Source organism: Fusobacterium sp. (assembly GCF_032477075.1).
Taxonomy (GTDB): Bacteria; Fusobacteriota; Fusobacteriia; order Fusobacteriales; family Fusobacteriaceae; genus Fusobacterium_A.
Genome location: NZ_JAWDXO010000010.1, coordinates 39,060 through 61,200, shown reverse-complemented (window position 1 = coordinate 61,200; position 22,141 = coordinate 39,060). Strand labels below are relative to the sequence as shown.

Here is a 22,141-nt window from a genome sequence, read left to right as displayed (position 1 = left end):
GAAAAATGGAGGATATTAAATGGATTTACAAAAAAAAGTGTTGGATTATAAAGATGAAGTTATAAAAGGAATACAGTGTGCTGTACAAATAAAAAGTGTTCAGGAACCTGCAAAAGAAGGAAAACCTTTTGGAGATGGACCAGCAGAAGCTTTGCAATACTTCTTAAAATTAGGAAAAGAATTAGGATTTAAAGTTGAAAATTTTGATAATTATGCTGGTACTATAGAATTTGGTGAAGGCGATGAAACAGTTGGAATATTAGGACATGTAGATGTAGTACCTGAAGGTGATGGATGGATTTACCCTCCATATAGTGCAACTATAGCAGATGGAAAAATCTTTGGAAGAGGTACTTTAGATGACAAAGGTCCTTCTATGGCTTGTCTTTATGCTATGAAGGCAATAAAGGATTCTGGAGTTAAATTAAGCAGAAAAATTAGAATGATAATAGGAGCTAATGAAGAAACTGGAAGTCTTTGCATGGAGCATTATTTTAATACATTAAAAAAGCCACAACCTACACTGGCATTTACTCCTGATTCAAGTTTTCCAGTGACATTTGCTGAAAAAGGTATAGTTCGTGTAAAACTTTCAAATAATTATAAAACTTTAAATGATGTAATTGTAAAGGGAGGAAATGCATATAATTCTGTTCCAGATAAAGCAGAAGCAGTTCTTCCAATAGGATATGGAGATGAGCTTGCAGAGAAAGCTACTTCTTTCAATGAAGGAAAAGAATACAAGATAGAAATTGAAGTAAAGGATGGAAAATACTATATTACTTCTTTAGGAAAATCTTCTCATGCAGCTAGACCAACAGAAGGATATAATTCTATCAGTGCACTATTTGCATTTTTGGGAACTGTGAATATTAAAAATGAGGAGTTAAGTTCATTAGTAGAATTTTTTAGAGAATATATTAAGATGGAGAATAATGGAGCTTCTTTTGGAATAGACTTTAAAGATGAGGAAAGTGGAAGTCTTACTCTTAATCTTGGAAAGATGGCACTTGAAAATGGAAAATTAGAATTATGTATAGATATGAGATGTCCAGTTCTTGTCCCTAATACTAAAGTTATTGAAACTTTAAAGGAAAAAACTGCTGGAAAAATGGAACTTGAAGTTACTGGGAACTCAGCACCTTTATATGTGGCTAAAGATAGTTTCCTTGTATCTACACTTATGGATATTTATAAGGAAATAACTGGGGATATAAATGCACAGCCAGTAGCTATTGGGGGAGGAACTTATGCAAGAGAAGTAGCTAATGGAGTTGCATTTGGAGCCCTTTTATCATCACAAGAAAATAATATGCATCAAAAAAATGAATATCTTGAAATAGATAAAATAGATACATGGTTAAAGATATATGTAGAGGCTATTTACAGATTGGCAAAATAAAAAAGGAAAAAGACTGGTAAAAAAGTATATTTTCTAGTATGATATTATGGTAGCAAAATATAATATAGACTAAGGAGATATACAAATTATGGACTGGAAAAAATTGACCATTGAAGACAAGGAAATAATAGATAATTTTACCAAAGGAAAATTTAAAACTTGTGATTATAATTTCACTAATCTTTTTTTGTGGAGTCAGGGTGAAAACCTTTATTATAAAATAGAGAATGATGTGTTGATTATACATGGAACATTTGTAGGTGATGAATACAGCTTTATGCCTATTCCTAAAGATGAAAATGCAATAGGTGCAATGAAAGGAATAATAAAAGATTTACTTCAAAATAATAAAAAGATAGTGCTTGTTCCTGAAGAATGGAAAGAAAAACTTGAAGATACTTTTATTCTTGAAGAGAGAAGAGATAGTTTTGATTATGTTTATTCTATAGAAAGCTTAGCTTATTTAAAAGGAAGAAAGTATGCTAAAAAGAAAAATAGAGTGCATAATTTCATGAAAAGCTATAACTATAGTTATGAATCTGTGACTTCTGAAAATGTAAAGAAGGTTATAGATTTTCAAACTAACTGGTGCCATGATAAAGAGTGTGAAATCATTCCAGTATTAAGAAATGAAAATATGGGGATATTGAATCTTCTTCATAATTTTGATGTACTTGGAATAAAAGGTGGTATATTAAAAGTAGATGGCAAGATAGTGGCTTATACATTAGGGGAAGCAATAAGTGACGAATATGTAGTTATACATATTGAAAAAGGTTTAAATGACTATGTAGGAAGCTATCAGATGATAAATAGGACTTTTCTTGAAAAAGAATTTACTGATTATAAATATGTAAATAGAGAAGATGACTTTGGAGATGAGGGATTAAGAGAAGCAAAAGAATCTTATCATCCATTGGAATTGTTAAAAAAATATGAAATAACTGGAATAAAATAAAATATCGGCTGAGACTTAGAAATAAGTCTCAGTTTTTATATTTTTATAAAAATATAAAAAATTTAAGAGTAAAAGATACTGTTAAATATGATATAATATAAGCAATTATTGAAGGAGGGTTTTATGGAACAAAAATATGAATTGGAATTTTTAAATGAAAATGATATAAACCTTTTAATAAAAGAATCTGAAAAAAAAGCCAGAGATGAAAATTTAGTAAAAGAGATATTGAAAAAAGCTGTAGAAGCAAAAGGTATAACTGATAAAGAGGCAGCTATTTTACTTAATATAAATAATACTGAACTTCTTGAAGAAATGTTTGAAACTGCAAGAAAAATAAAAGAAAAAATATATGGGAAGAGAATAGTAATGTTTGCTCCTTTATATGTGAGTAATTACTGTGTAAATAATTGCGAATACTGTGGATATAAAAATAATAATGAAGAATTAAGCAGAAAAAAATTGAATAAGGAAGAACTTATAGAAGAAGTTAAATCTTTAGAAAAACTTGGGCATAAAAGAATAGCTCTAGAAGCTGGAGAAGACTCTCTCAACTGTTCTTTGGATTATATATTAGAATGTATAAAAAATATATACTCAATTAAATTTAAAAATGGAAGTATAAGAAGAATAAATGTAAATATTGCTGCAACAACAATTGAAAATTATAAGAGATTGAAAGATGCAGAGATAGGTACATATATATTATTTCAAGAAACATATCATAAAGCAACTTATGAGAAAGTGCATTTAAATGGACCTAAAAAAGATTATGAATATCATACGAGTGCCATGTTTAGAGCACGAAAAGCAGGAATAGATGATGTAGGAATAGGTGTCTTATATGGTTTATATGATTTTAAATATGAAACTATATCTATGATAAGATATGCAGATGCTCTTGAAAAGATAACAGGAGTAGGACCTCATACAATATCAGTTCCAAGACTAAGAGCAGCAGAAAATGTATCATTGGAAGATTATCCATATCTTGTATCAGATGAAGACTTTAAAAAAATAGTGGCAGTATTAAGACTTGCTGTTCCATATACAGGACTTATTTTATCTACTAGAGAGGAAGCTGAACTTAGAGATGAAGCAATAAAATTGGGAATATCTCAGGTTAGCAGTGGATCATGTACAGGAGTAGGGGGATATTCTCAGAGAGAGAAAGATAGAAAAGAAAAACCACAATTTGAACTTGGTGATAGCAGGTCACCTTTAGAAATGATAGAAAGTTTAATGAAAGGAGGATATGTACCAAGTTATTGTACAGCTTGCTACAGAAATGGGCGTACAGGAGATAGATTTATGGAAATAGCAAAAAGTGGGCAAATAAATGTAATGTGTGAAGCTAATGCATTGATGACACTTAAAGAATTTCTAATTGATTATGCTGATAATAGGTTGAGAAAAATAGGTGATGAAGTCATCATGAAAACTTTAAATAAAATGTCTGATGAAAATTTTAAAAATAAAATAAAAGAAAATTTGAAAGCTATAGAAAATGGAGCTAGAGATATAAATGTATAAATAAAATAAAGGCTGGGTAAAAGATAATTTTTATCTTTTATCCAGCTTCATTTTTTAATCTCATATTTTTAAGAATAAACTAGTATGGTATTAAAATTTTTCTAACAGAAAATTTGTAAATTGATTAAGATTCTCAGTACTTTCTGTAGAAGCATAAGCCAGACTTCCAAGAGTATTCCACTCAGAAGGACTAAGTTTAATCTCTTTATTTTTAGCTTTCTCATCAATTAAACTAAAGAAAGAATTTAGATTCTCTTTAAGTTCTTTATCGAGTTCTTGCCTTTTTTTTAAATTCTCAAATAGATTTTGAATTTCTTTTTTTAGTAAGTATCCTTGCACTTTAACCTCTCCTTTTTTTGTTTTACATAACATTATCATATTTTTTCATAGATATGTCAATAGGATTTTTAGTATCAATAAATTTGCTTTAATATTTTTCAATTTTTTATTTAATTAAATAAGAATAATTTATTTTTTTAAATAAAAATTCTATAAATTTGAAGAAAGTTTTAGGAAATGAGTTTTAATTTATCATTGACTAATAAAATTTAATTATATATGATATAAAATAAGCAAAGGTATTGGGGGAATTTCATGAAAAGATTTTTTGATATGTTTGTGTTAAAGCTGGGGATATGTGTAAATATAATAGGAATAATATTTGTACTAATTGTTCTTAATGAAAAATCAAGTACTTCTATGCTTATAGTGACATATGTGTCATGTTTAAGAAATATATTAATATTTATTAGGTGGATAGAGGATGATAGATTTGTATTGAAATATTATATTCCTTGTGTTATAGCTGACTTTTCTTTGGAAATATTTATTAGATTATTTATGGAAATTTTTCTGGTTAATAAAGATATGAAAGAAGCTGTGGGGATAGTTATAATAATGGGAATAGGAATGTCTTTTGCAGGTTCATATCTATATCAGTTTTTTAAATTAAAATCTTATAAACATAATTAATTTATATAATAAAAAATACATCAAATACTTCACTTTGATGTATTTTTATATATTTATAGTAAAATCATAAGTTGTTCAACAACAAGTTCACCATTTGTATATATTCCTTTCCATTTTAAATTGCCATTTTCATAGTAAGTTTTCCATTCACCAGTGCCAATACCATTATTATATTCTTTTTCAGATTCAAGTTCACCATTAGAATAGTAACTTTTCCATTCACCATGAAGTTTTCCATCTTTATATTCACCTTTTAAAGCTAGTTTTCCATTAAGATGATATTTTAAAAATAAATTATTAGGGAGACCATTTTTAAATTCAGTATCAATATTTAAATTGCCATTTTGATAGTAAGTTTTAAATATACCATCTTCTATATTGTTTTTATAATTTCCTTCTAATTTTATTTTTCCATTCTGATAATAAATCTTTTCTAGACCATTTTTTGTACCATCTTTATAACATGTAACTTTTTTTAATTGACCATTATTATATTTTTCTGTAAGTATACCAGAAAAATGTTTACTGATTCCCAAAACACTTTCTTTTTCATAAAATGATGTGGGGTTTTGAGATATTGTTGTATTATTTTTTTCATTATTACAACTCAATAATAGAAATATTACAAAAAATAGTAATATATTTTTTTTCATGTATTCTTCCTCCACAATTTTTTAATACTTCATTTAATTATAACATAAATTTGAAAAAAATCGTAAAAATAAATAAATATATTAGAATTTTAGACGTAAAAAGATGAAAAATAAAATTTATTTTTACTTTTTATCAATATATTTTGGTATCAATTTAGATAACAAATAAATTTTCTTTAACTAAATCTTTTTATAATACTTATGAGAATAATTTGACAAAAAAATAAAAAAATTATATCATAAAAGTATATATTTTTATAAAATTAATTATTAAAAAAATAAAATTAGGAGGAAAAATGAATAAAATATTATTTTTATCTGTAATTTTATTATTACTAAGTTCTTGTGCTAATGTAGATGAAAGAGGCTTTTATACTGAAGGGAAAAATATAAGAAAACATAAAGTAACAGGAACATACTATGACTCCAACGGATATGATATAGACAATCATGATATAGATGGTTATAATTCAGAGGGGTATGATTATGATGGATATACAAGGGAAGATTATAAAAAGATATTAAAATACAAAAAAAAATAAAAAAAATTAATGAGAGGAGAGAAATCTCCTCTTAAATTTTTTATGAATTGTTAAAAAAGATAATAAGATATTTAATAGTATAATATAAACAGAAAATTAAAAAATATGAAAGAATTAAGAATGAACTGGAGAAAGGAGTATAAAATTATGATAGAAACAGGGAATGTAGTAATAGCTTTTGTCCTCACATTGTTAGCTGGACTTGCAATGGGAGTTGGGAGTATTATATCTTTTATAGGAAAAAAAACAAATAAAAAGTTTCTTTCTGCTTCATTAGGATTTGCAAGTGGTGTAATGATATATGTAGCATTTGTAGAAATATTTATGGAATCAAGAGAATCATTAGTTGAAACTTATGGAGGAAGTAAGGGATTATGGATAGCAGTTATTTCATTTTTTATAGGAATGGTTTTTATGATTTTTACAGAAAAATTTTGTCTGAAAGAAAATGAAGAAAAAAGTGAAGAGAAATCTGTATATCGAATGGGTGTAATGACTGCTGTTGCAATAGGAATACATAATTTTCCAGAAGGAATGGCGATATTTGCATCAGTATTGAAAACACCAGCTTTAGGTTTTTCTGTGGCTACAGCAATAGCTATACATAATATATCAGTAGGAATAGCTGTATCTGCACCAATATATTATGCAACAGGAAGTCGAAAAAAAGCGTTTACCTTTTCTCTTATTTCTGGATTAGTAGAACCACTGGGAGCTTTAGTGGGGTACATTCTTCTCAAAGATTATTTAAATGAAAAAATATTTGGAATGTTACTAGCAGCAGTAGCAGGTATTATGGTTTATATAGCTTTAGATGAACTTCTTCCATCAGCACAGAATGATGGAAATCATCATATTGCTACTTATAGTATGATATTGGGAATGATGGTAATGGCAGTAAGTTTAATGATAATTTGAGCATTTATTAAGAAAGAAATAATATAGTAAAAAAGACAGAGTGAGTAAATTTCTCTGTTTTTTTATTATATAAAATTGAAATAATATGTTAATATATAAGAGATGGGATAAAATATATTTTTATAGAATAATATATTAACAAAAATAATATTCTTATTTTTAAGATATTAAAATATTAAAAAATAACAGGAGGGAAAGAAAATATGGCAAGAAGGATATCAATTTATAATTATAAAGAGAAAATAGGAAAAAGTACTTCAGCATATTATATGGCAAAAGCTCTTTCAGAAGAAGGAAAGAAAGTATTAATGATAGATGCAGATCCACAATGCAGCTTAACAAAATTATCTTTGACTTTAAATAATGACAGCCTAAAAGAAACAGTTGTTGATTTGCATAAAGCAGTTTTAAAAGCATTTGAAGGTCAACCTATTCCCATAACTGCTGAAGTTCCTCAAAAACTTTCTGATAGACTGTTTTTAACTCCTGGAAGCAGTGAGATATTAAAGTTGGAAATTACACTTTCTTTTGCCCATAAAAAAGATAATAATATGAAAATATTTGGAAATATAGCAGGAGCATTTAATGAATTTTTTAATAAAATGGAAGAGGAGTATGATTTAGATTATATTATAATAGATTTTCCATCTACTATGAAAGAAATAAGCAAAAATTTATTGATGGTATCAGATTATATAGCTATCCCCACAATAATTGATTTGTTTATGAATGATACTTTTATACTTTTAATAAAAGAGTTCCATGATCTAAATGAATTAAGAAATAATATGCTTAGTAAATATAATGATTCATATTATTCTTTTCCAGATAAACAGCCTAAATTTATTGGATTTCTAAAACAAGACTACTTGTTTGATAAAAAAATAGAAAATAAAAATATAAAAGATATAAGTATGTTTACAAGAAATATAAAAATAATTGGAATGTTATTGGATAATGAAAAATTAAGAGCCAATGACTATATTTTATCTCAAATTCCAAATTTAAATAAAAACAAAGAATTATTTAATATTTTTATAAAAGAAATGGCAGAAAGAATAATAGGACTGGAATAAAAATATCTAATTAAAATTTAGTATTTAGAAATGGAAAAACTCTCTTAATCTTAACTTAATAAAAAATTTCTTGTTAATTAAGTGTCAAGAGAGTTTTTTTATTATATTAATCAAATAATTTTTTTAATTTATTATAGTCATCAAATAAAATTTCTGGATTTTCATTAAAATCATATTCTAATACAATATTTGCAGTAGGAGTATATGTTTTTATTAATTCAATTAAAGGGAAATAATCAAATTTTCCATTAAAAATAGGTTTATGTTCATCATGTATTCCATTGTTATTGTGAAAATGGAATCCAAGGATATTATTCTTTAATTTTTTTACTAATTCATTAATATCCCATTTATTGAGATAAGCATGTCCAACATCAATCAAACATTTATAATTATTTTTTAATATCATATTTTCATATTCTTTTTGAGAAAATATCATATTTTTACCTATTCCAACATTTTCAATAACTATATCAATATCATACTTATTACCTAGTTTTACTAATAAATTAATCTTCTGTGAAATTTTATTTCTCAATTCCTTATCTATTTTTTGAGAAAGAATTCCTTCATTACTATGGAGAACCATAAAATGAGGATTATATTTTTTTGAAAGTTTTAAACTTTCTTCATAACTATATAAAGTTTTTTTCCATGAATCTTTTGACATATCTGCCAGATTACATTTTCTAAAAGGACCGTGAAAAGAAATTGATTTAAGTTGATATTTTTCAAGTATTTCTATCATTTTTTTTGTATATTCTTCATCTAATGGTTCTATGAAGAGTTCTAGATTTTTTATTTTATTTTTTTCTAAAAATTCCAGTATCTCTTTAGCACTTTTTTTATAAAATATCAAATCACTGATATATACTAAATTTTTATTCAATATTTTTTCCTCCTTAATTTTTAGATTAACTCAATAAATTTGGTAAAAACAGTACTATATCAGGGATATAAGTTAATATAAATAATACCAGCAGAAGAGCAACAATGAAAGGAGTTATTTCTTTCATGAATTCTTCTAGTTTGATATTCAATAATGAACATGTGAGGAACATCATTGATCCAAATGGGGGAGTAACTCCACCAATCATAATGTTTACTACCATTACTATTCCAAGATGCAGTGGGTCAATTCCTAACTTTAAAGCAGCAGGGATTAATAAAGGTGCTAAAATTATCATAGCTGCTCCTCCATCAATGAACATTCCTACAAAAAGAAGTATTAAATTGATTAATAATAATAAAGACCATGGACTAGTACTGAATTCTAATAAAATATTAGTTAATTTAAAAGGAATTCTTTCCCAGCTTAAATAAGCTCCAAATACATTTGCTGCAATTATAATAAACATTACTGTACTTGTACCATAAACTGTTTCTTTTAAAATGTCTATGAATTTTGCTAATTTTAATTCTTTATATATAAAAATTCCAATTAATGTAGTAATTACTACTGCTATTGCTCCAGCTTCAGTAGGAGTGAAAATTCCAATTCTCATACCTAATATTATTACAAAAGGAAGAATCAATGCCCATATAGATTCTTTAAATTGTTTGAAAATTTCTTGAAGAGACGCTCTTTTTTCTCTTACAGGAACATACTTCCTTTTTTTAGATATAATAGCAACAGTTATCATAAGAGAAATTGCTATTAATACACCTGGAACATAACCAGCTATAAACATTTTTGTAACAGAAACATTGGAAAGTAAAGCATAGATTATTAATACAATTCCTGGAGGAATAATTGGACTTACTATAGAAGAGGCAGCAGTTATTGCTGCTGAAAATCCTTTTGAATAGCCTCTATTTACCATTTCAGGAACTAGAACTTTACATTGCATAGCTGCATCAGCATTAGCAGAACCAGAAATTCCTCCCATTAAAACGCTTAGCAGTATATTAACCTGAGCAAGCCCTCCAGTTAAGTGCCCAGTTAAAACTTCTGCCATTCCCATTAGCCTTTTACTTATGCCAGAATAGTTCATGATTGATCCAGCCATTATAAAAAACGGAATTGCTAATAAAGGGAATGATTCAGCACTTCTTATAAAATGCTGCATTATTAAATCTAAATCCATACTTGTATCTAAAAATCCAAAAAAGAATAATGTAGCTCCCATTAAAGCAAAACATATTGGAATATTTAAAAAAAAGAAAATAAATAAAATTAAAATAGGTAAAAAGCTATACATTTTCATCTCCTTTTTTTCCTAACATTATTTTTATAGTTTTTAAAATTTCTAGAATTGAATATATGAATATTAATCCAAATCCTACAATTAAAGAAGAATTAACATACATAGATGAAATTCCTAATACAGCAGTAGGTTTTACTCTAGAAATTATTGTAAATTTCAAGCTCAATAAGAAAAAAGCTCCATTCATTGACATTACTATTATATTAATTAATAACTCAACATAATTTTTAAATTTTTTAGGTAATGATTGAGTTAATATATCAATTCCCATATGCATTTTTTTTCTATAGCAACTAGCTCCTCCTACAAATACAGACCAGATAAAACATATTGTTGCTATCTCTTCAGCGCTTTTTATTGGAGAATTGAAAAAGTATCTCATTCCAACATTCAAAATTACTATAATTATAGTAAAACTTAAGAATGTACAAGATATAAAATCATCTATATAAATCTTTTTCATATAATTCTCCTATATTATTTTTTTATTTCATTTTGAATTTTCTCATATATATCTGGAGAAAATCCAGGAAACTCATCAAAAACTTTTTTAGCTCTTTTTTGGAATTCTTCTAAATTAACTTCATTTAAAATCATACCATTTTTCACTATATCTTTTTTGAAGTCTTCATCTAGTTCATACATTTTTTTATTGTTATCTATAGCAGCTTGCGTAATTTCTTCCTGAATAACTTGTCTTTGTTCATCTGTAAAAGAATTCCAAACTTTAGTTGAAATATATACTCCACCAGTTCCTAAAAAGTGTCCACTTAAAGCAACATTTTTTCTTAAATCATAAAGTTTACTATTTGACATGAAAGAAAAAGTAGTTTCAGTTCCATCAATAACTTTTTGCTGTAACGCACTTACAGTTTCACTCCATGGCATTGCTACTGGATTAGCTCCTAGAGCATTAAATGTATCTATCCATAATTTACTTGCAGGAACTCTAAGTTTTAGACCTTTTAAATCCTCAGGATTAGTTATAACTTTGTCAGTAACTATGTGTCTGAATCCAAAAATGAAATCTAAAGATAATACTTTAATTCCTTTATCTTCAGCTTGTTTTTCTAATTGTTTTACAAAATCACTGCTTGTAACATTTGTATAATCTTCATATGTAGTATAAAGCATTGGTCCTACTAATGCTGTGAAATCAGGAACATAATCACCAATATAACTAGGATCAACTACAGAGATAAAGTCACTTCCTCTTAAAACTTGTTCAATAGCATCTTTATATGAAGGTAATTCTCCATTTGGATAAACTTGTAATTCTATTTGTCCCTTTAATCTTTCATTAATTTTGTCTGCAGCTTGTGAAATATAAATATGTGTAGGTTCATTAGTTTGAAAAACATGACTGACCTTTATAACTCTAACTTTGTTTTCTTCTTTTTTTCCACATCCCACCAATAAAAATAAAATTCCTAACATTAAAAAAAGTGCTGATTTAAAAATAGTTTTATTTCCTTTCATGTAACCCTCCTAAAGTATTTTATTTATTTTAAGCCTGTTAATATTAATTTTTAACAGACTATAGAATATTTATTTAGTTTTTATATTTAAAACACTCCCTCGTTCTACAACTCTAATTTCAGTATCTTCTATAACTCCCTGTTCCCCTTTTAAAATTTCCATTAATTTTATTAATGCTTTTTCAGCAATAAAATCATCTAAATGATTTATACTGGTTATTTTTGGAGTAGTATATTCACAGAGTTCCATATTATCATAACCAATTATTGAAACTTTTTGAGGTACTTCAATTCCATGTTTTGACAAGGCTCTCATAGCACCTAAGGCTATATAGTCATTTCCAGCAAAGATAGCAGAATAATCAAATTTCTTATTTTTTTCAATATACTCATCTATAATTTTGTATGAGCTTTCTTGAGTAAATTTTCCAGATATTATTTTCTGCTTTTCTATGTTATTGTCTTTTAAACATTTTAAATAACCTCGAGCTCTTTTAATTGAAGTTTTTCTTTTTATTTCTCCTGTAAGATGCAAAATATTTTTATGACCATTTTCAATTAAATATTGAGTAGCCTTATATCCACCTTTAAAGTGATCAGGATTAATTGCAGAAACAGTTTGATTAGCTACATTTTTTTCATAGTCTAAAAGAACTATCTTGTTTTTGGAATTTATAAGGTTTTCTATTTCTCTAAATTTTTTCCCCCCAGAAATAACAAGAGCGCCATCTATAATTCCATTAGCAAATATTTTTTCCCAAGTAGTTCCTTTTTTATTGATATATGATACTAATACTAGATAACCTAAATTTTCTGCTGCATCAATAATTTTTGATATTAGCTCTGAATAGTATAAAGATTCAGAGATTTTCTTATAATTTTTTTCATTTGTACTAGATTTTCCAGTATAAACAAATAATCCAATAATTCCAGATTTTTTACCAGCCAGTTTTTGTGCAGATAAATTTGGATAATATCCATTTTCTTCTATAACTTTCAAAACTTTTTCTTTTGTTTCAGGTGAAATATCTGGATAATTATTTATAACTCTTGATACTGTACTTCTAGAAACTCCTGCAAGTTTGGCTATAACTTTACTATTAATTTTTTTCACCTCTTAAATTATTTATTTATAATAAATTTACTAACACGCGTTCGGAACTTTGTATTCAAACTATATAATTTTTTTTACTGTTAGTCAATTTTAAAAATTATATCTTAATAATATTTTTTATATATTTTTATGGTGTTTGATATCGAAAATATACATTAAAATCGTTTCTAGAATATCTATATTTGAAAAAATAAAATAAATTGAAAAGAGAAAGGGGGTATTGTAAATTTAAAATAACTCAATTACTAAAAAAGTTAACCTGAAGTTTTTCTTTTTAAAAAATAAAAGAGGCAGTACAAATCACTAATTTGCAACAGCCTCTTCTATTAAAAAAACTCATTAAATTTAAATTTGTTTAAAGCTATTTCCTCTAACATCTACAGGAATACTTTTTAATACCTCATCATCTTTTATGACTGTATAGTAACTACATAAATTAGCTGTAGAACATGAATGATTTGGAATAATTTCTATTTTATCTCCTACTTTTAAATTAGTTTCTCCATGAATGTGCAGCTTTCCAACTTCTTCTGATAGAGAAGCAACAATAGCTTCTGGATGTCCAATTACAGTTCCAAATCCTACAATAGAACTATTTCCATGTGCTCCTTGATCTAAGCCTAAGCATTTAGCACCAGCATCACATATAAATAAGTCTTCTTTAGGATGAGAAATTATTGTGGTATAAACAGTCAAAGCACAATCTTTTATTTCAGCTCTTTTTATAGATAACTGAATAGTGTCTAAAAATACATAATTTCCTGGATGAAATATATTTATATTCTTATCTTTTACAGCTTCACTAAATGTAGGAGTTGAACCACTTGTTATATATTCTAATTCATAACCAGCATCATTCATATATTTTTTAGCAGTATCCAAAGTCTGACATTCATCGATAACATATTTATGAACTTCATTTTCACAAGCTACAGAATATACATGACCAGGATGAGTAGAAATTCCTCTTAGTTTCAACCCTTTCATAGCTTTTAACTGATCTGCAAATTCAACAATTTTATTTACAGGTAATCCAAAACGGTGTAAACCACTATCGACTATAATGGTATAATTTATAACTATGTTAGCTGCAACTGCCATATCATTTATCATTTCAGCAGCTTCTAAATTATCAAGCCTTATTATAAAGTCACTTTTTTTAGTTAATTCTATTACTCTTTCTATACTTTCCTTGCTTGCCACTGGGTAGGCATACATTATTTTTTTTAACCCTATTCTGCAGCAAGCCTCAGCTTCATCTAATGTTCCACATAAAGCTCCAGTTGCTCCAGCTTCTAGCTGCAGTTTTAAAAGCTCCATACTTTTATGTGTTTTTATCATAGGCCACAATTTTTTTCCATTATCACTGCACATTTTTTGGTATGTTTTAATATTATTTTCTAATGCATCTAAATTTAGTAGAATTGCTGGAGTTTTAAGATTTTCTTTTTTCATAATTTAATCCCCCTTATTTTAAATGAGTTTCTAAAAATTTTTCCATATCTTCTTTTGGAACCATTCTTCCACCAGTTGCCCAACAGATATGATAAGCATTGTCTATATTTTTTCCAATTCTCTGTTCAATATATATTTTTGTTTCTTCATACTTTAATAAAGATACTGGACCTTCAAAAGCAGCACATGATGATGGTTCTATTTTTATATTTTCTGATTCATTTAGGCATCTTAAATAGTCATAAAGTTTATAATCTTCCAAAGTAAATTCTCCACTTAGAATAGAATCCATCATTCTTCCTACAAGACCAGAAGGTCTTGCAACTGCGAGCCCATCAGCATGAGTTATTCCATTTATTCCAATGTCACGAACACTGATTTTTTCATGAAGTCCACTTTCCATTCCTAAAAGCATGCAAGGGGCTAAAGTAGGTTCAATAAAGAAAATATAGACATTTTCTTTAAAAATTCTTTTTAAACCATAAGCAACCCCACCTGGAGCACCTCCTACTCCACATGGAATATATACTAATAAAGGATGTTCATTATCAATGAAAATATTTTTCTCATCTAATTGTTTCTTTAATCTTGAAGCTGCAACAGTATATCCTAAAAATAAATTTAATGATTTTTCATCATCTACAAAATAGCTTCTAGGGTCTGCATCTGAATTTTTTCTTCCTTCTTCAACTGCTTTTCCATAGTCATCTGCATATTCGACAACTTTTACTCCTTTTGATCTTAACATATCTTTTTTCCATTGCTTAGCATCAGCTGACATATGAACAATAACTTCAAATCCTAGAGCAGCACTTGTTATACCTATGCTTAAACCTAGATTTCCAGTTGAACCTACTTGAATTTTATAAGAAGAAAAGAATTCTTTAAATTTCTCATCTGCTAAAACTGAATAATCATCATCAATAGATAATATTTCAGCTTCAATAGCCAATTCTTCTGCATGCTTTAAAACTTCATATACTCCACCTCTAGATTTTATAGACCCAGCTACAGGAAGATGGCTATCCATTTTTAGATATAATTTTCCAGGAATTTTAGTATTATATTTTTTTTCAAGATTTTCCTGCATAGAAAATATTGCTTCTAATGGAGATTCAATTATTCCATTTGTTTCTTCTGTTTCAGGAAAAGATTTTTTTATAAATGGAACAAATCTTTTTAGACGTTCTTCAGCATCTTTTAAATCCCCATCAGAAAGAGGAAGGATTTTTTCATATTCAGCATAAGGAATTTCCTTTTTATTAATCCATCCTATTTCAATTTTATCAGCTAGTTTTTTAATAACAGCATCATTTTTTATCAGTTCTTCAATGTTCATTTTATACTCCTTTATCATTAGATATATTTTAATTTATTGTTTATTTTATAAGAAAATCATTTTTAATATTATAACACAAATAAGTGCTGTAACAGATTGAAAAACACTTATTACAGGAAATACTTTATAGGCTGTTTCTGGTTTTATTCTTGATGTAGAAGCAACTACCCAGAAGAAATCATCTATTAAAAGATGTTGCTGAGAAATGTGAAATATCTTCATCTATGCTTAGCCAAATTGAAAAAGGAAATGCTAATCCTTCTTTAAATACAATAAAATCAATTGCACAAGCTTTAGAAATTCCCTTGTTTAAATTTTTTATAGAACCTGAAAAAGAAGATATAAGTATTAATATTTTAAAAAAAGAAGATAGAAAAATAATAAATACTAAAAAGATAAGATATGAGCTTATATCTCCAGAAGGGCCCACTAATATTGAATGTATGAAAATGATTTTTACTGAAAAAAATGCTGAAACTTCAATAGAACTAATGGCACACAAAGGAGAAGAGATAGCTCTTCTTTTAAGTGGAAAAGTAGAAATAACTATAGGTGATCAGTCTTGTGAGATGAAACCAGGAGATTCAGTTTATATACCTGCATTAAAGCCTCATAAATGGACTAATTTAAATACAGGAGAAAGTGTTGTAATTTTTTCTGTAACACCACCTGAATTTTAGAATTTTATGAAAGATGAAAGTATTAGGTAAAAAATATAATATAAAACAAAAAAGGAGCTTCCACTTACAAGCTCCTTTTTCTATATATTATAAACATCTTGGGGAAAGATTTTACATTATGTATATTTTTGATTATTTTAATATTCCTTTTTTATTTTTTAATAAATAAAAATAAAGAAAAAATCCTTGTTTTTTAGTAGGAATATTATTATATTTTTTCAAATAAAAAAATTAATCTTCTGTTATTATTTTTATAGGAGAAGTTTTCCCACCATTACAGTCGCTTTCAGAAACACTACAAGCTGCTATGCCTAAAGAAACATTCATTAATGCTTTTAAAATTACTTTATCTCCTGCTTTTGAAAGAGGTTTTTTTACTATGATACTTCCATCTGTATTAATTTTTGTGTACATAAAGAAATTAACAGGATGAATAAGAGCTCTTTTATTTTTTAAATTCATATTTATATTATCTAAGCAGTTTGAATGATTTGCACCATTATGATAAAAAAAATCATACATTTCAGGTCTACAGCAAGGATGTAGTAAATCCTGTTCTTTTACATCATCTGCTAAAATCTTAAACATAGGTTGATAAAGGTTACTATAAATTATATCTCCTATTTTCAACTTTAAAGATTCATTGCAATCAATTGTAACTCCTGTAGATAAAAATTCATCTGGATTTTCACTTGCTTCAGCAAAGAAATCAACAACCTGACTTCCTTCAATATCAATAATAGTTATTAATTGATCTTTTTTTACTTCTATTTTTTTTCCATTGCATGCTTCTATAATGTATTCTTTTTTCATAAAATCCTCCTTAGAATTTTTTATATTATATATTTTATAGAAAATTAAGTCAATAAAAGTAATTTTACAAAATTGATATTAGAGAACTTTAAAAGGATAAGATTATATATACCTATTTAATAAAAAAAAGAGAAGATTAATTTCTTCTCTTTAATTATTTTAAATTATTACCATTTTATTACCAGAAGATTTTTTAATTTTCTAAAAGTATTTATTTAAAAGGCTTTATAAAGATTATAATATTATTCCCACTCTATAGTTGCAGGTGGTTTTGATGAAATATCATAAGTTAATCTATTGATTCCTTTAACCTCATTTAAAATTCTGTTAGAAACTCTTTCTAAAAACTCAAATGGAAGGTGTGACCAAGTAGCAGTCATAAAGTCAATAGTATTGGCAGATCTCAATACAGCAGTATATTCATAAGTTCTTTCATCTCCCATAACACCAACAGATTTAACAGGAAGAAGAACAACAAATGCTTGACTTACTTTAGTATAAAGGTCAGCAGCTCTTAATTCTTCAATAAATATATCATCAGCTTCTCTTAGGATATCAGCTTTTTCTTTATCTACTTCTCCAAGAATTCTGATTCCAAGTCCTGGACCTGGGAATGGATGTCTATCAATCATGTAATCAGGAATTCCAAGTTCTCTACCTACTTTTCTTACTTCATCTTTGAAAAGTTCTCTTAAAGGTTCAAGAAGTTTAAATTTCATATCTTCTGGAAGTCCTCCAACATTGTGGTGAGATTTAATAGTCATTGAAGGTCCTTTTACTGACATAGATTCAATAACATCTGGATATATAGTTCCTTGAGCAAGGAATTCTACATCTTTAAGTTTTTTAGCTTCTTCATCAAATACTTCAATAAATTCTTTCCCAATTATTTTTCTTTTAGTTTCTGGATCTGATACACCAGCTAATTTTGTAAGAAATCTATCTTCTGCATTAATACATTTGATATTCATATGAAAATTTTCTCCATATACTTCCATTACTTTTTTAGCTTCATCTTTTCTTAATAGTCCAGTATCAACAAAGATACAAGTAAGCTGATCTCCAATAGCTTTGTGGATAAGAGTAGCAGCAACTGATGAGTCTACTCCACCTGAAAGGCCAAGAAGGACTTTCTTATCTCCAACAGTTTCTTTAATATTTTTTACAGTTTCTTCAATGTAGTTACCCATAGACCAATTTTGTTCACATTTAGCAACATTGAAAACAAAGTTTTTAAGTATTTGCGTTCCATACTCTGAATGAGTAACTTCAGCATGGAATTGGATACAATAACTATTGATTTCAGGAACATGTACAGCAGCTACACATGAATCAGTGTGACCAATTTGAACAAATCCAGGAGCCATTTTAGTAACATGATCATTGTGGCTCATCCATACTTTTGAGTTGTTAGGAATATCTTGGAAAAGTGGACTATCAGTAGAATCAATTAAAAGTTCAGCTTTACCAAATTCCTGTTTATCAGCCCTAGCAACTTCTCCTCCCATTAAGTGAGTAGTAAGCTGCATACCATAACAGATACCTAATACAGGAATACCCTTATAGAATAATTCTTTGTCTATAGTTGGAGCTCCTTCTGCATATACAGAGGAAGGTCCCCCAGAAAGGATTATTCCTTTAGGCTTTCTAGCAAGTATTTTTTCTAAAGGTTCAAAATAAGGAACAACTTCAGCATAAACACCCATTTCTCTGACTCTTCTAGCAATCAGTTGATTGTATTGAGAACCAAAGTCCAGTATTACAATACTATTTTCTTTCATAAAAACCTCCAAATTTAAAATAAAAGGAGCGAAAAGCTCCTTGTTAAACAACTTGAAAACAAATATCTACTTGTACACGATATTTATTGATTATAGAATTCTACCATAAAATCAAAACAGTGTCAAAAGAAAAATTTCTTTAAAAATTTCGCAACACCATTATTATCATTTGTATCAGTGATGTAATTAACTCTTGATTTTACTTCATGAGGAGCATTACCCATAGCAACACCATATTTTACTATTGTGAGCATTTCAATATCATTAATGGCATCACCAAAAGCTGCACATTCTTCAGGAGATATACCATAAGTCTTAAGCGTTTTTTCAAGTACCAGTCCTTTATTTACTTCTCTATTCAAGACTTCATACAAAGTATCCATAGATTTAGCTTTGTATACTTTATTACCCAATACTTTTTCTACTTCTCTATTCACTTTATCAAGGATATCAGGGGTACCCATAAATACAGTTTTAGTCATTTCGTAATTATCAAAACTGTAAAAATCTTTTTCAATAGGGATAAGATCTCTTTCTCTTGCATACTCTAAAACTTCCTTTTTGCTGGAATCTTCTACATACCATTTATTATCTTGATAAAGATTAAGAGGAACTCCCATTTTTCTAGCTATTCTTATGACTTCTTTTACATACTCCTCTTGTAAAGGCAACTCAAAGATAACTTTATCGTTTTTGTATTCAACAACTTTAGCTCCATTGTATGAAATTACAACACCTCCAAGATTTAGGTATTCTGCATAGGGTTTGGCAGCATGGTAAGTTCTTCCTGTAACTATAAATACTTTTACACCTTGTTGTTCTAATTCTCTAAGAACATCTCTATTAATATCTGAAATTTTTTTATCAGTTGTTAAAAGTGTTCCGTCTAAATCCAAAGCAATTGCTTTTATTTTCATTTTATCACCTCAATTGAATAAAAATATTGCTAAACTAATATGCATAGATTATAATACAGATTAAGGAAAATATCAAATTTAAAAAGAGGTCTAAAATGATAAAAAATATTATATTTGATTTAGGAAATGTACTTATTAGGTATACTCCAGAAAATTTTTTGGAAAAAAATATAGAAAAAAATAGGCAGGAAAAATTTGTAGAGACTATTTTTAAAAGTAAAGAATGGCTGGAACTAGATAAAGGAACTTTATCATATAAAAATGCAATAGAAAAATTTGCAGAAATAATCCCAGAAGAAAGGGAAAATATAGAGAAACTTTTTAAAAATAATATAATGGATTGTTTAATGCCAATAGAAGAAAATATCCAGATATTAAAAAAACTAAAAAAGAAAGGATACAATTTATTTATTCTTTCAAATTTTCACAGACCTGCATTTGAACAGGTACAAAATGAGTGGGAATTTTTTAATGAATTTGATGGAGGAGTTATATCTTGTTATTGTCATCTTTTAAAACCAAACCAAAGAATATATGAGTTATTATTAGCTAAATATGGACTTGTTCCTGAGGAAACATTATTTATAGATGATGCAAAAATTAATGTAGAGGGAGCAGAAAAAATAGGAATAACTGGAATTCATCTTGATTTTCCAGAAATGTTAGAGAAACTATTAAAAAATAAAGGGATAGAGCTATAAAATTAATAAATGCTGTTGACTAAAGAGAAAGTGATTATCTTCTTGAAGATTAATAAAAATAAGATTAAACATTGAAAATAAGGAGAAAGACATATAAACAAAGAAGAATTAGATAAAATAATTTAAAATTTATCATATATGAATTAATTAAATACTTTTTTTAATTACTTAAATATCTTTTATTGCTGTTATTATTGGATATACTTTTAAATTTTTTTAAAAAAATGAAATTTTTGATACACAAATAAGAAAATTTGTAGTATAATACGAGAAAGTCATAGAGTGTATTTAAAAACCAGGAATAAAGTTGGTTTTTTGATATGGTGTTTTTTATAACCAATAAACAGACAAAAGGGGGAAAAGAAAATGTTTTTGTCACCAGAAGAAAAATTGTTAACATTCAGAAAGAAGCATAAAATAACTCAAGGAGAATTAGTGGGGGATGATATTACTAGAGTTTTTTTAGGTATGATTGAAATAGGGAAAAGATCACTGACAGAAAAAACAGCTAAATTACTTTGTAAAAATTTTACTAAAATATTAACTGAAAGAGGAATAAAAGATTCCATAAAATTGAGCGATCTTATGAAAACAAAAGAGGAGCAAGCTTTAGAATATTTAGAAAGTATAACTAAAAATACAAATTCAGATCTTAAAGAAAATATCTGGGAAATAGAAGAAGCTCTTTTTGAATTGAATGACAATGATAGAAGTGACTATTGTATGAGACTTTTTGCGAGATTTGAAAATGAAAAGAATTATTTGAATGCAAGAGATTATATTTTAAAATCTCTTCATGGTATTAGAAAAATAGTTGATCTTAAAGAAAAGCTATCAGAAATTATGAAGCTTAATAAAATATTAGGAGATTATAAAAATAGTGTATTTATTTATAGAAAGTTTGAAGACAGACTTTCAAAAGAAAAATGGAATAAAGAATATGAAATGCTTCAATATAAATACGCAGAAGCTTTGGTAGAGACAGAAGGATACACAGAAGCTTTGACTATCTTAAAATTTTTATTTAAAAAGTCTAAAAATGAGGATTTTTTATTTGAAGTAAGAAAAATGATAGCAAAAACATATAAAAATATGGCTGATTATGAAGAAGCATCTAAAGAATATGTATCTTTAGCTAAAGGAAGAAGTTCTGAAGAAAAAGCAGAAGCATATAGTAAACTTATTGAGATAGGAATAATTACTGGAGATAAAGTATTCTTAAAAAAATTCTATGAAAAATGTAAAGACAATTATGAAATAAATGGAATAAAAGAAGAATGCGATAACTTCAATGTACTTGTTCTATTAGCAAAAGGTGCAAAAGAATTGGGTAAAACAAAAGACAGCAGATCTTTTTATATGGAAGCCTTGATGGTAGGAAAGAATTCTGGATGTGAAATAGAAGAAAGAATGGAAATAATAACTGAATTATTTCAAATGTTTGAAAAAAGTGATTTCTATTCTGTACAAAGTATAGAAAATGAATATGTTAATTTATTAGAATTAAAGAAAGACTATAAACCAGCTATAAAAATACTTGAATATTATCAAAAAAATATGCCAAGTGAAGTTTTAAAAAAATTTGAAATATTTTAATAATAG

The 22,141-nt window shown here is 27.1% G+C and carries 22 protein-coding genes and 1 pseudogene; 10 read left to right on the top strand and 13 right to left on the bottom strand.

What is annotated here, in order from left to right; translation table 11 throughout:
• The first annotated feature begins 19 nt into the window (after nt 1-19).
• From pepV to hydG, 3 genes are all read left to right on the top strand, one after another.
• Nucleotides 20-1,402 (top strand): dipeptidase PepV, encoded by a 1,383-nt coding sequence (gene pepV / locus E6771_RS06075; protein ID WP_316090308.1) that lies wholly within the window; start codon nt 20-22, stop codon nt 1,400-1,402.
• A gap of 88 nt (nt 1,403-1,490) precedes the next feature.
• Nucleotides 1,491-2,360: a DUF2156 domain-containing protein gene (locus E6771_RS06070; RefSeq protein WP_316090306.1), complete on the top strand. Its 870-nt coding sequence runs from the start codon at nt 1,491-1,493 to the stop codon at nt 2,358-2,360.
• Between the two features lie 123 nt (nt 2,361-2,483).
• On the top strand, nt 2,484-3,893 hold the full coding sequence (gene hydG, locus E6771_RS06065) for a [FeFe] hydrogenase H-cluster radical SAM maturase HydG (protein ID WP_316090305.1): 1,410 nt from the start codon (nt 2,484-2,486) through the stop codon (nt 3,891-3,893).
• Between the two features lie 90 nt (nt 3,894-3,983).
• On the opposite strand, the gene E6771_RS06060 is transcribed toward hydG, so the two are convergent.
• A complete protein-coding gene (locus tag E6771_RS06060) occupies nt 3,984-4,232 on the bottom strand; it encodes a hypothetical protein (RefSeq protein ID WP_316090302.1) in 249 nt (82 codons plus the stop codon).
• 255 nt (nt 4,233-4,487) lie between these two features.
• Here E6771_RS06060 and E6771_RS06055 point away from each other — a divergent pair, with 255 nt between their 5' ends.
• Complete coding sequence (locus E6771_RS06055) at nt 4,488-4,865, top strand: hypothetical protein (protein ID WP_316090300.1); 378 nt, start codon at nt 4,488-4,490, stop codon at nt 4,863-4,865.
• Between the two features lie 53 nt (nt 4,866-4,918).
• Here E6771_RS06055 and E6771_RS06050 read toward each other — a convergent pair whose 3' ends face one another.
• Entirely contained in the window at nt 4,919-5,518 is a 600-nt protein-coding gene (locus tag E6771_RS06050) for a toxin-antitoxin system YwqK family antitoxin (RefSeq protein ID WP_316090298.1), read from the bottom strand.
• A 296-nt stretch (nt 5,519-5,814) separates the two neighbouring features.
• Between E6771_RS06050 and E6771_RS06045 the strand changes: the two genes are divergently transcribed.
• The 3 genes from E6771_RS06045 to E6771_RS06035 all read left to right on the top strand — a co-directional run bounded on the left by E6771_RS06045 (nt 5,815) and on the right by E6771_RS06035 (nt 8,054).
• Nucleotides 5,815-6,060, top strand: a complete 246-nt coding sequence (locus E6771_RS06045; protein WP_316090297.1) for a hypothetical protein — start codon at nt 5,815-5,817, stop codon at nt 6,058-6,060.
• Nucleotides 6,061-6,207: 147 nt separating this feature from the next.
• A complete protein-coding gene (gene zupT / locus E6771_RS06040; protein ID WP_316090294.1) occupies nt 6,208-6,978 on the top strand; it encodes a zinc transporter ZupT in 771 nt (256 codons plus the stop codon).
• Nucleotides 6,979-7,181: 203 nt separating this feature from the next.
• Nucleotides 7,182-8,054 (top strand): ParA family protein, encoded by an 873-nt coding sequence (locus E6771_RS06035; RefSeq protein WP_316090293.1) that lies wholly within the window; start codon nt 7,182-7,184, stop codon nt 8,052-8,054.
• A 106-nt stretch (nt 8,055-8,160) separates the two neighbouring features.
• Here the strand turns inward: E6771_RS06035 and E6771_RS06030 are convergent, their stop codons facing one another.
• The 8 genes and pseudogenes from E6771_RS06030 to E6771_RS05995 all read right to left on the bottom strand — a co-directional run.
• Entirely contained in the window at nt 8,161-8,943 is a 783-nt protein-coding gene (locus E6771_RS06030) for a sugar phosphate isomerase/epimerase (RefSeq protein ID WP_316090291.1), read from the bottom strand.
• Between the two features lie 25 nt (nt 8,944-8,968).
• A complete protein-coding gene (locus E6771_RS06025; protein WP_316090289.1) occupies nt 8,969-10,255 on the bottom strand; it encodes a TRAP transporter large permease in 1,287 nt (428 codons plus the stop codon).
• Nucleotides 10,248-10,724, bottom strand: coding sequence for a TRAP transporter small permease (locus E6771_RS06020; RefSeq protein WP_316090288.1), 477 nt, complete (start codon nt 10,722-10,724; stop codon nt 10,248-10,250). The genes E6771_RS06025 and E6771_RS06020 overlap by 8 nt, the downstream gene beginning before the upstream one ends.
• Nucleotides 10,725-10,738: 14 nt before the next feature.
• On the bottom strand, nt 10,739-11,740 hold the full coding sequence (locus E6771_RS06015; RefSeq protein ID WP_316090286.1) for a C4-dicarboxylate TRAP transporter substrate-binding protein: 1,002 nt from the start codon (nt 11,738-11,740) through the stop codon (nt 10,739-10,741).
• 69 nt (nt 11,741-11,809) lie between these two features.
• Nucleotides 11,810-12,853, bottom strand: coding sequence for a LacI family DNA-binding transcriptional regulator (locus tag E6771_RS06010; protein WP_316090285.1), 1,044 nt, complete (start codon nt 12,851-12,853; stop codon nt 11,810-11,812).
• Nucleotides 12,854-13,198: 345 nt separating this feature from the next.
• The gene (locus E6771_RS06005; RefSeq protein WP_316090284.1) at nt 13,199-14,308 is read right to left on the bottom strand and encodes an alanine racemase; all 1,110 of its coding nucleotides are present in this window, start codon (nt 14,306-14,308) and stop codon (nt 13,199-13,201) included.
• A gap of 13 nt (nt 14,309-14,321) precedes the next feature.
• Entirely contained in the window at nt 14,322-15,647 is a 1,326-nt protein-coding gene (dsdA, locus tag E6771_RS06000) for a D-serine ammonia-lyase (protein WP_316090283.1), read from the bottom strand.
• Nucleotides 15,648-15,692: 45 nt separating this feature from the next.
• Nucleotides 15,693-15,830: pseudogene (locus E6771_RS05995) on the bottom strand (GntP family permease); the annotation flags it as partial.
• A gap of 41 nt (nt 15,831-15,871) precedes the next feature.
• Between E6771_RS05995 and E6771_RS05990 the strand changes: the two are divergent.
• Entirely contained in the window at nt 15,872-16,327 is a 456-nt protein-coding gene (locus E6771_RS05990; protein WP_316090282.1) for a helix-turn-helix domain-containing protein, read from the top strand.
• A 231-nt stretch (nt 16,328-16,558) separates the two neighbouring features.
• On the opposite strand, the gene E6771_RS05985 is transcribed toward E6771_RS05990, so the two are convergent.
• From E6771_RS05985 to E6771_RS05975, 3 genes are all read right to left on the bottom strand, one after another.
• Nucleotides 16,559-17,140 (bottom strand): urea carboxylase-associated family protein, encoded by a 582-nt coding sequence (locus tag E6771_RS05985; RefSeq protein WP_316090281.1) that lies wholly within the window; start codon nt 17,138-17,140, stop codon nt 16,559-16,561.
• A gap of 242 nt (nt 17,141-17,382) precedes the next feature.
• Nucleotides 17,383-18,921: a glutamine-hydrolyzing GMP synthase gene (guaA, locus tag E6771_RS05980; protein ID WP_316090279.1), complete on the bottom strand. Its 1,539-nt coding sequence runs from the start codon at nt 18,919-18,921 to the stop codon at nt 17,383-17,385.
• A gap of 122 nt (nt 18,922-19,043) precedes the next feature.
• On the bottom strand, nt 19,044-19,838 hold the full coding sequence (locus E6771_RS05975; protein ID WP_316090277.1) for a Cof-type HAD-IIB family hydrolase: 795 nt from the start codon (nt 19,836-19,838) through the stop codon (nt 19,044-19,046).
• A 95-nt stretch (nt 19,839-19,933) separates the two neighbouring features.
• Between E6771_RS05975 and E6771_RS05970 the strand changes: the two genes are divergently transcribed.
• Together E6771_RS05970 and E6771_RS05965 are read left to right on the top strand one after the other, a co-directional pair.
• Nucleotides 19,934-20,539, top strand: coding sequence for an HAD family phosphatase (locus E6771_RS05970; RefSeq protein WP_316090276.1), 606 nt, complete (start codon nt 19,934-19,936; stop codon nt 20,537-20,539).
• A 366-nt stretch (nt 20,540-20,905) separates the two neighbouring features.
• Nucleotides 20,906-22,135 carry a hypothetical protein gene (locus tag E6771_RS05965; RefSeq protein ID WP_316090275.1) on the top strand — a complete coding sequence of 410 codons (1,230 nt, stop codon included), beginning with the start codon at nt 20,906-20,908 and terminating at the stop codon, nt 22,133-22,135.
• The last annotated feature ends 6 nt before the right edge of the window (nt 22,136-22,141 follow it).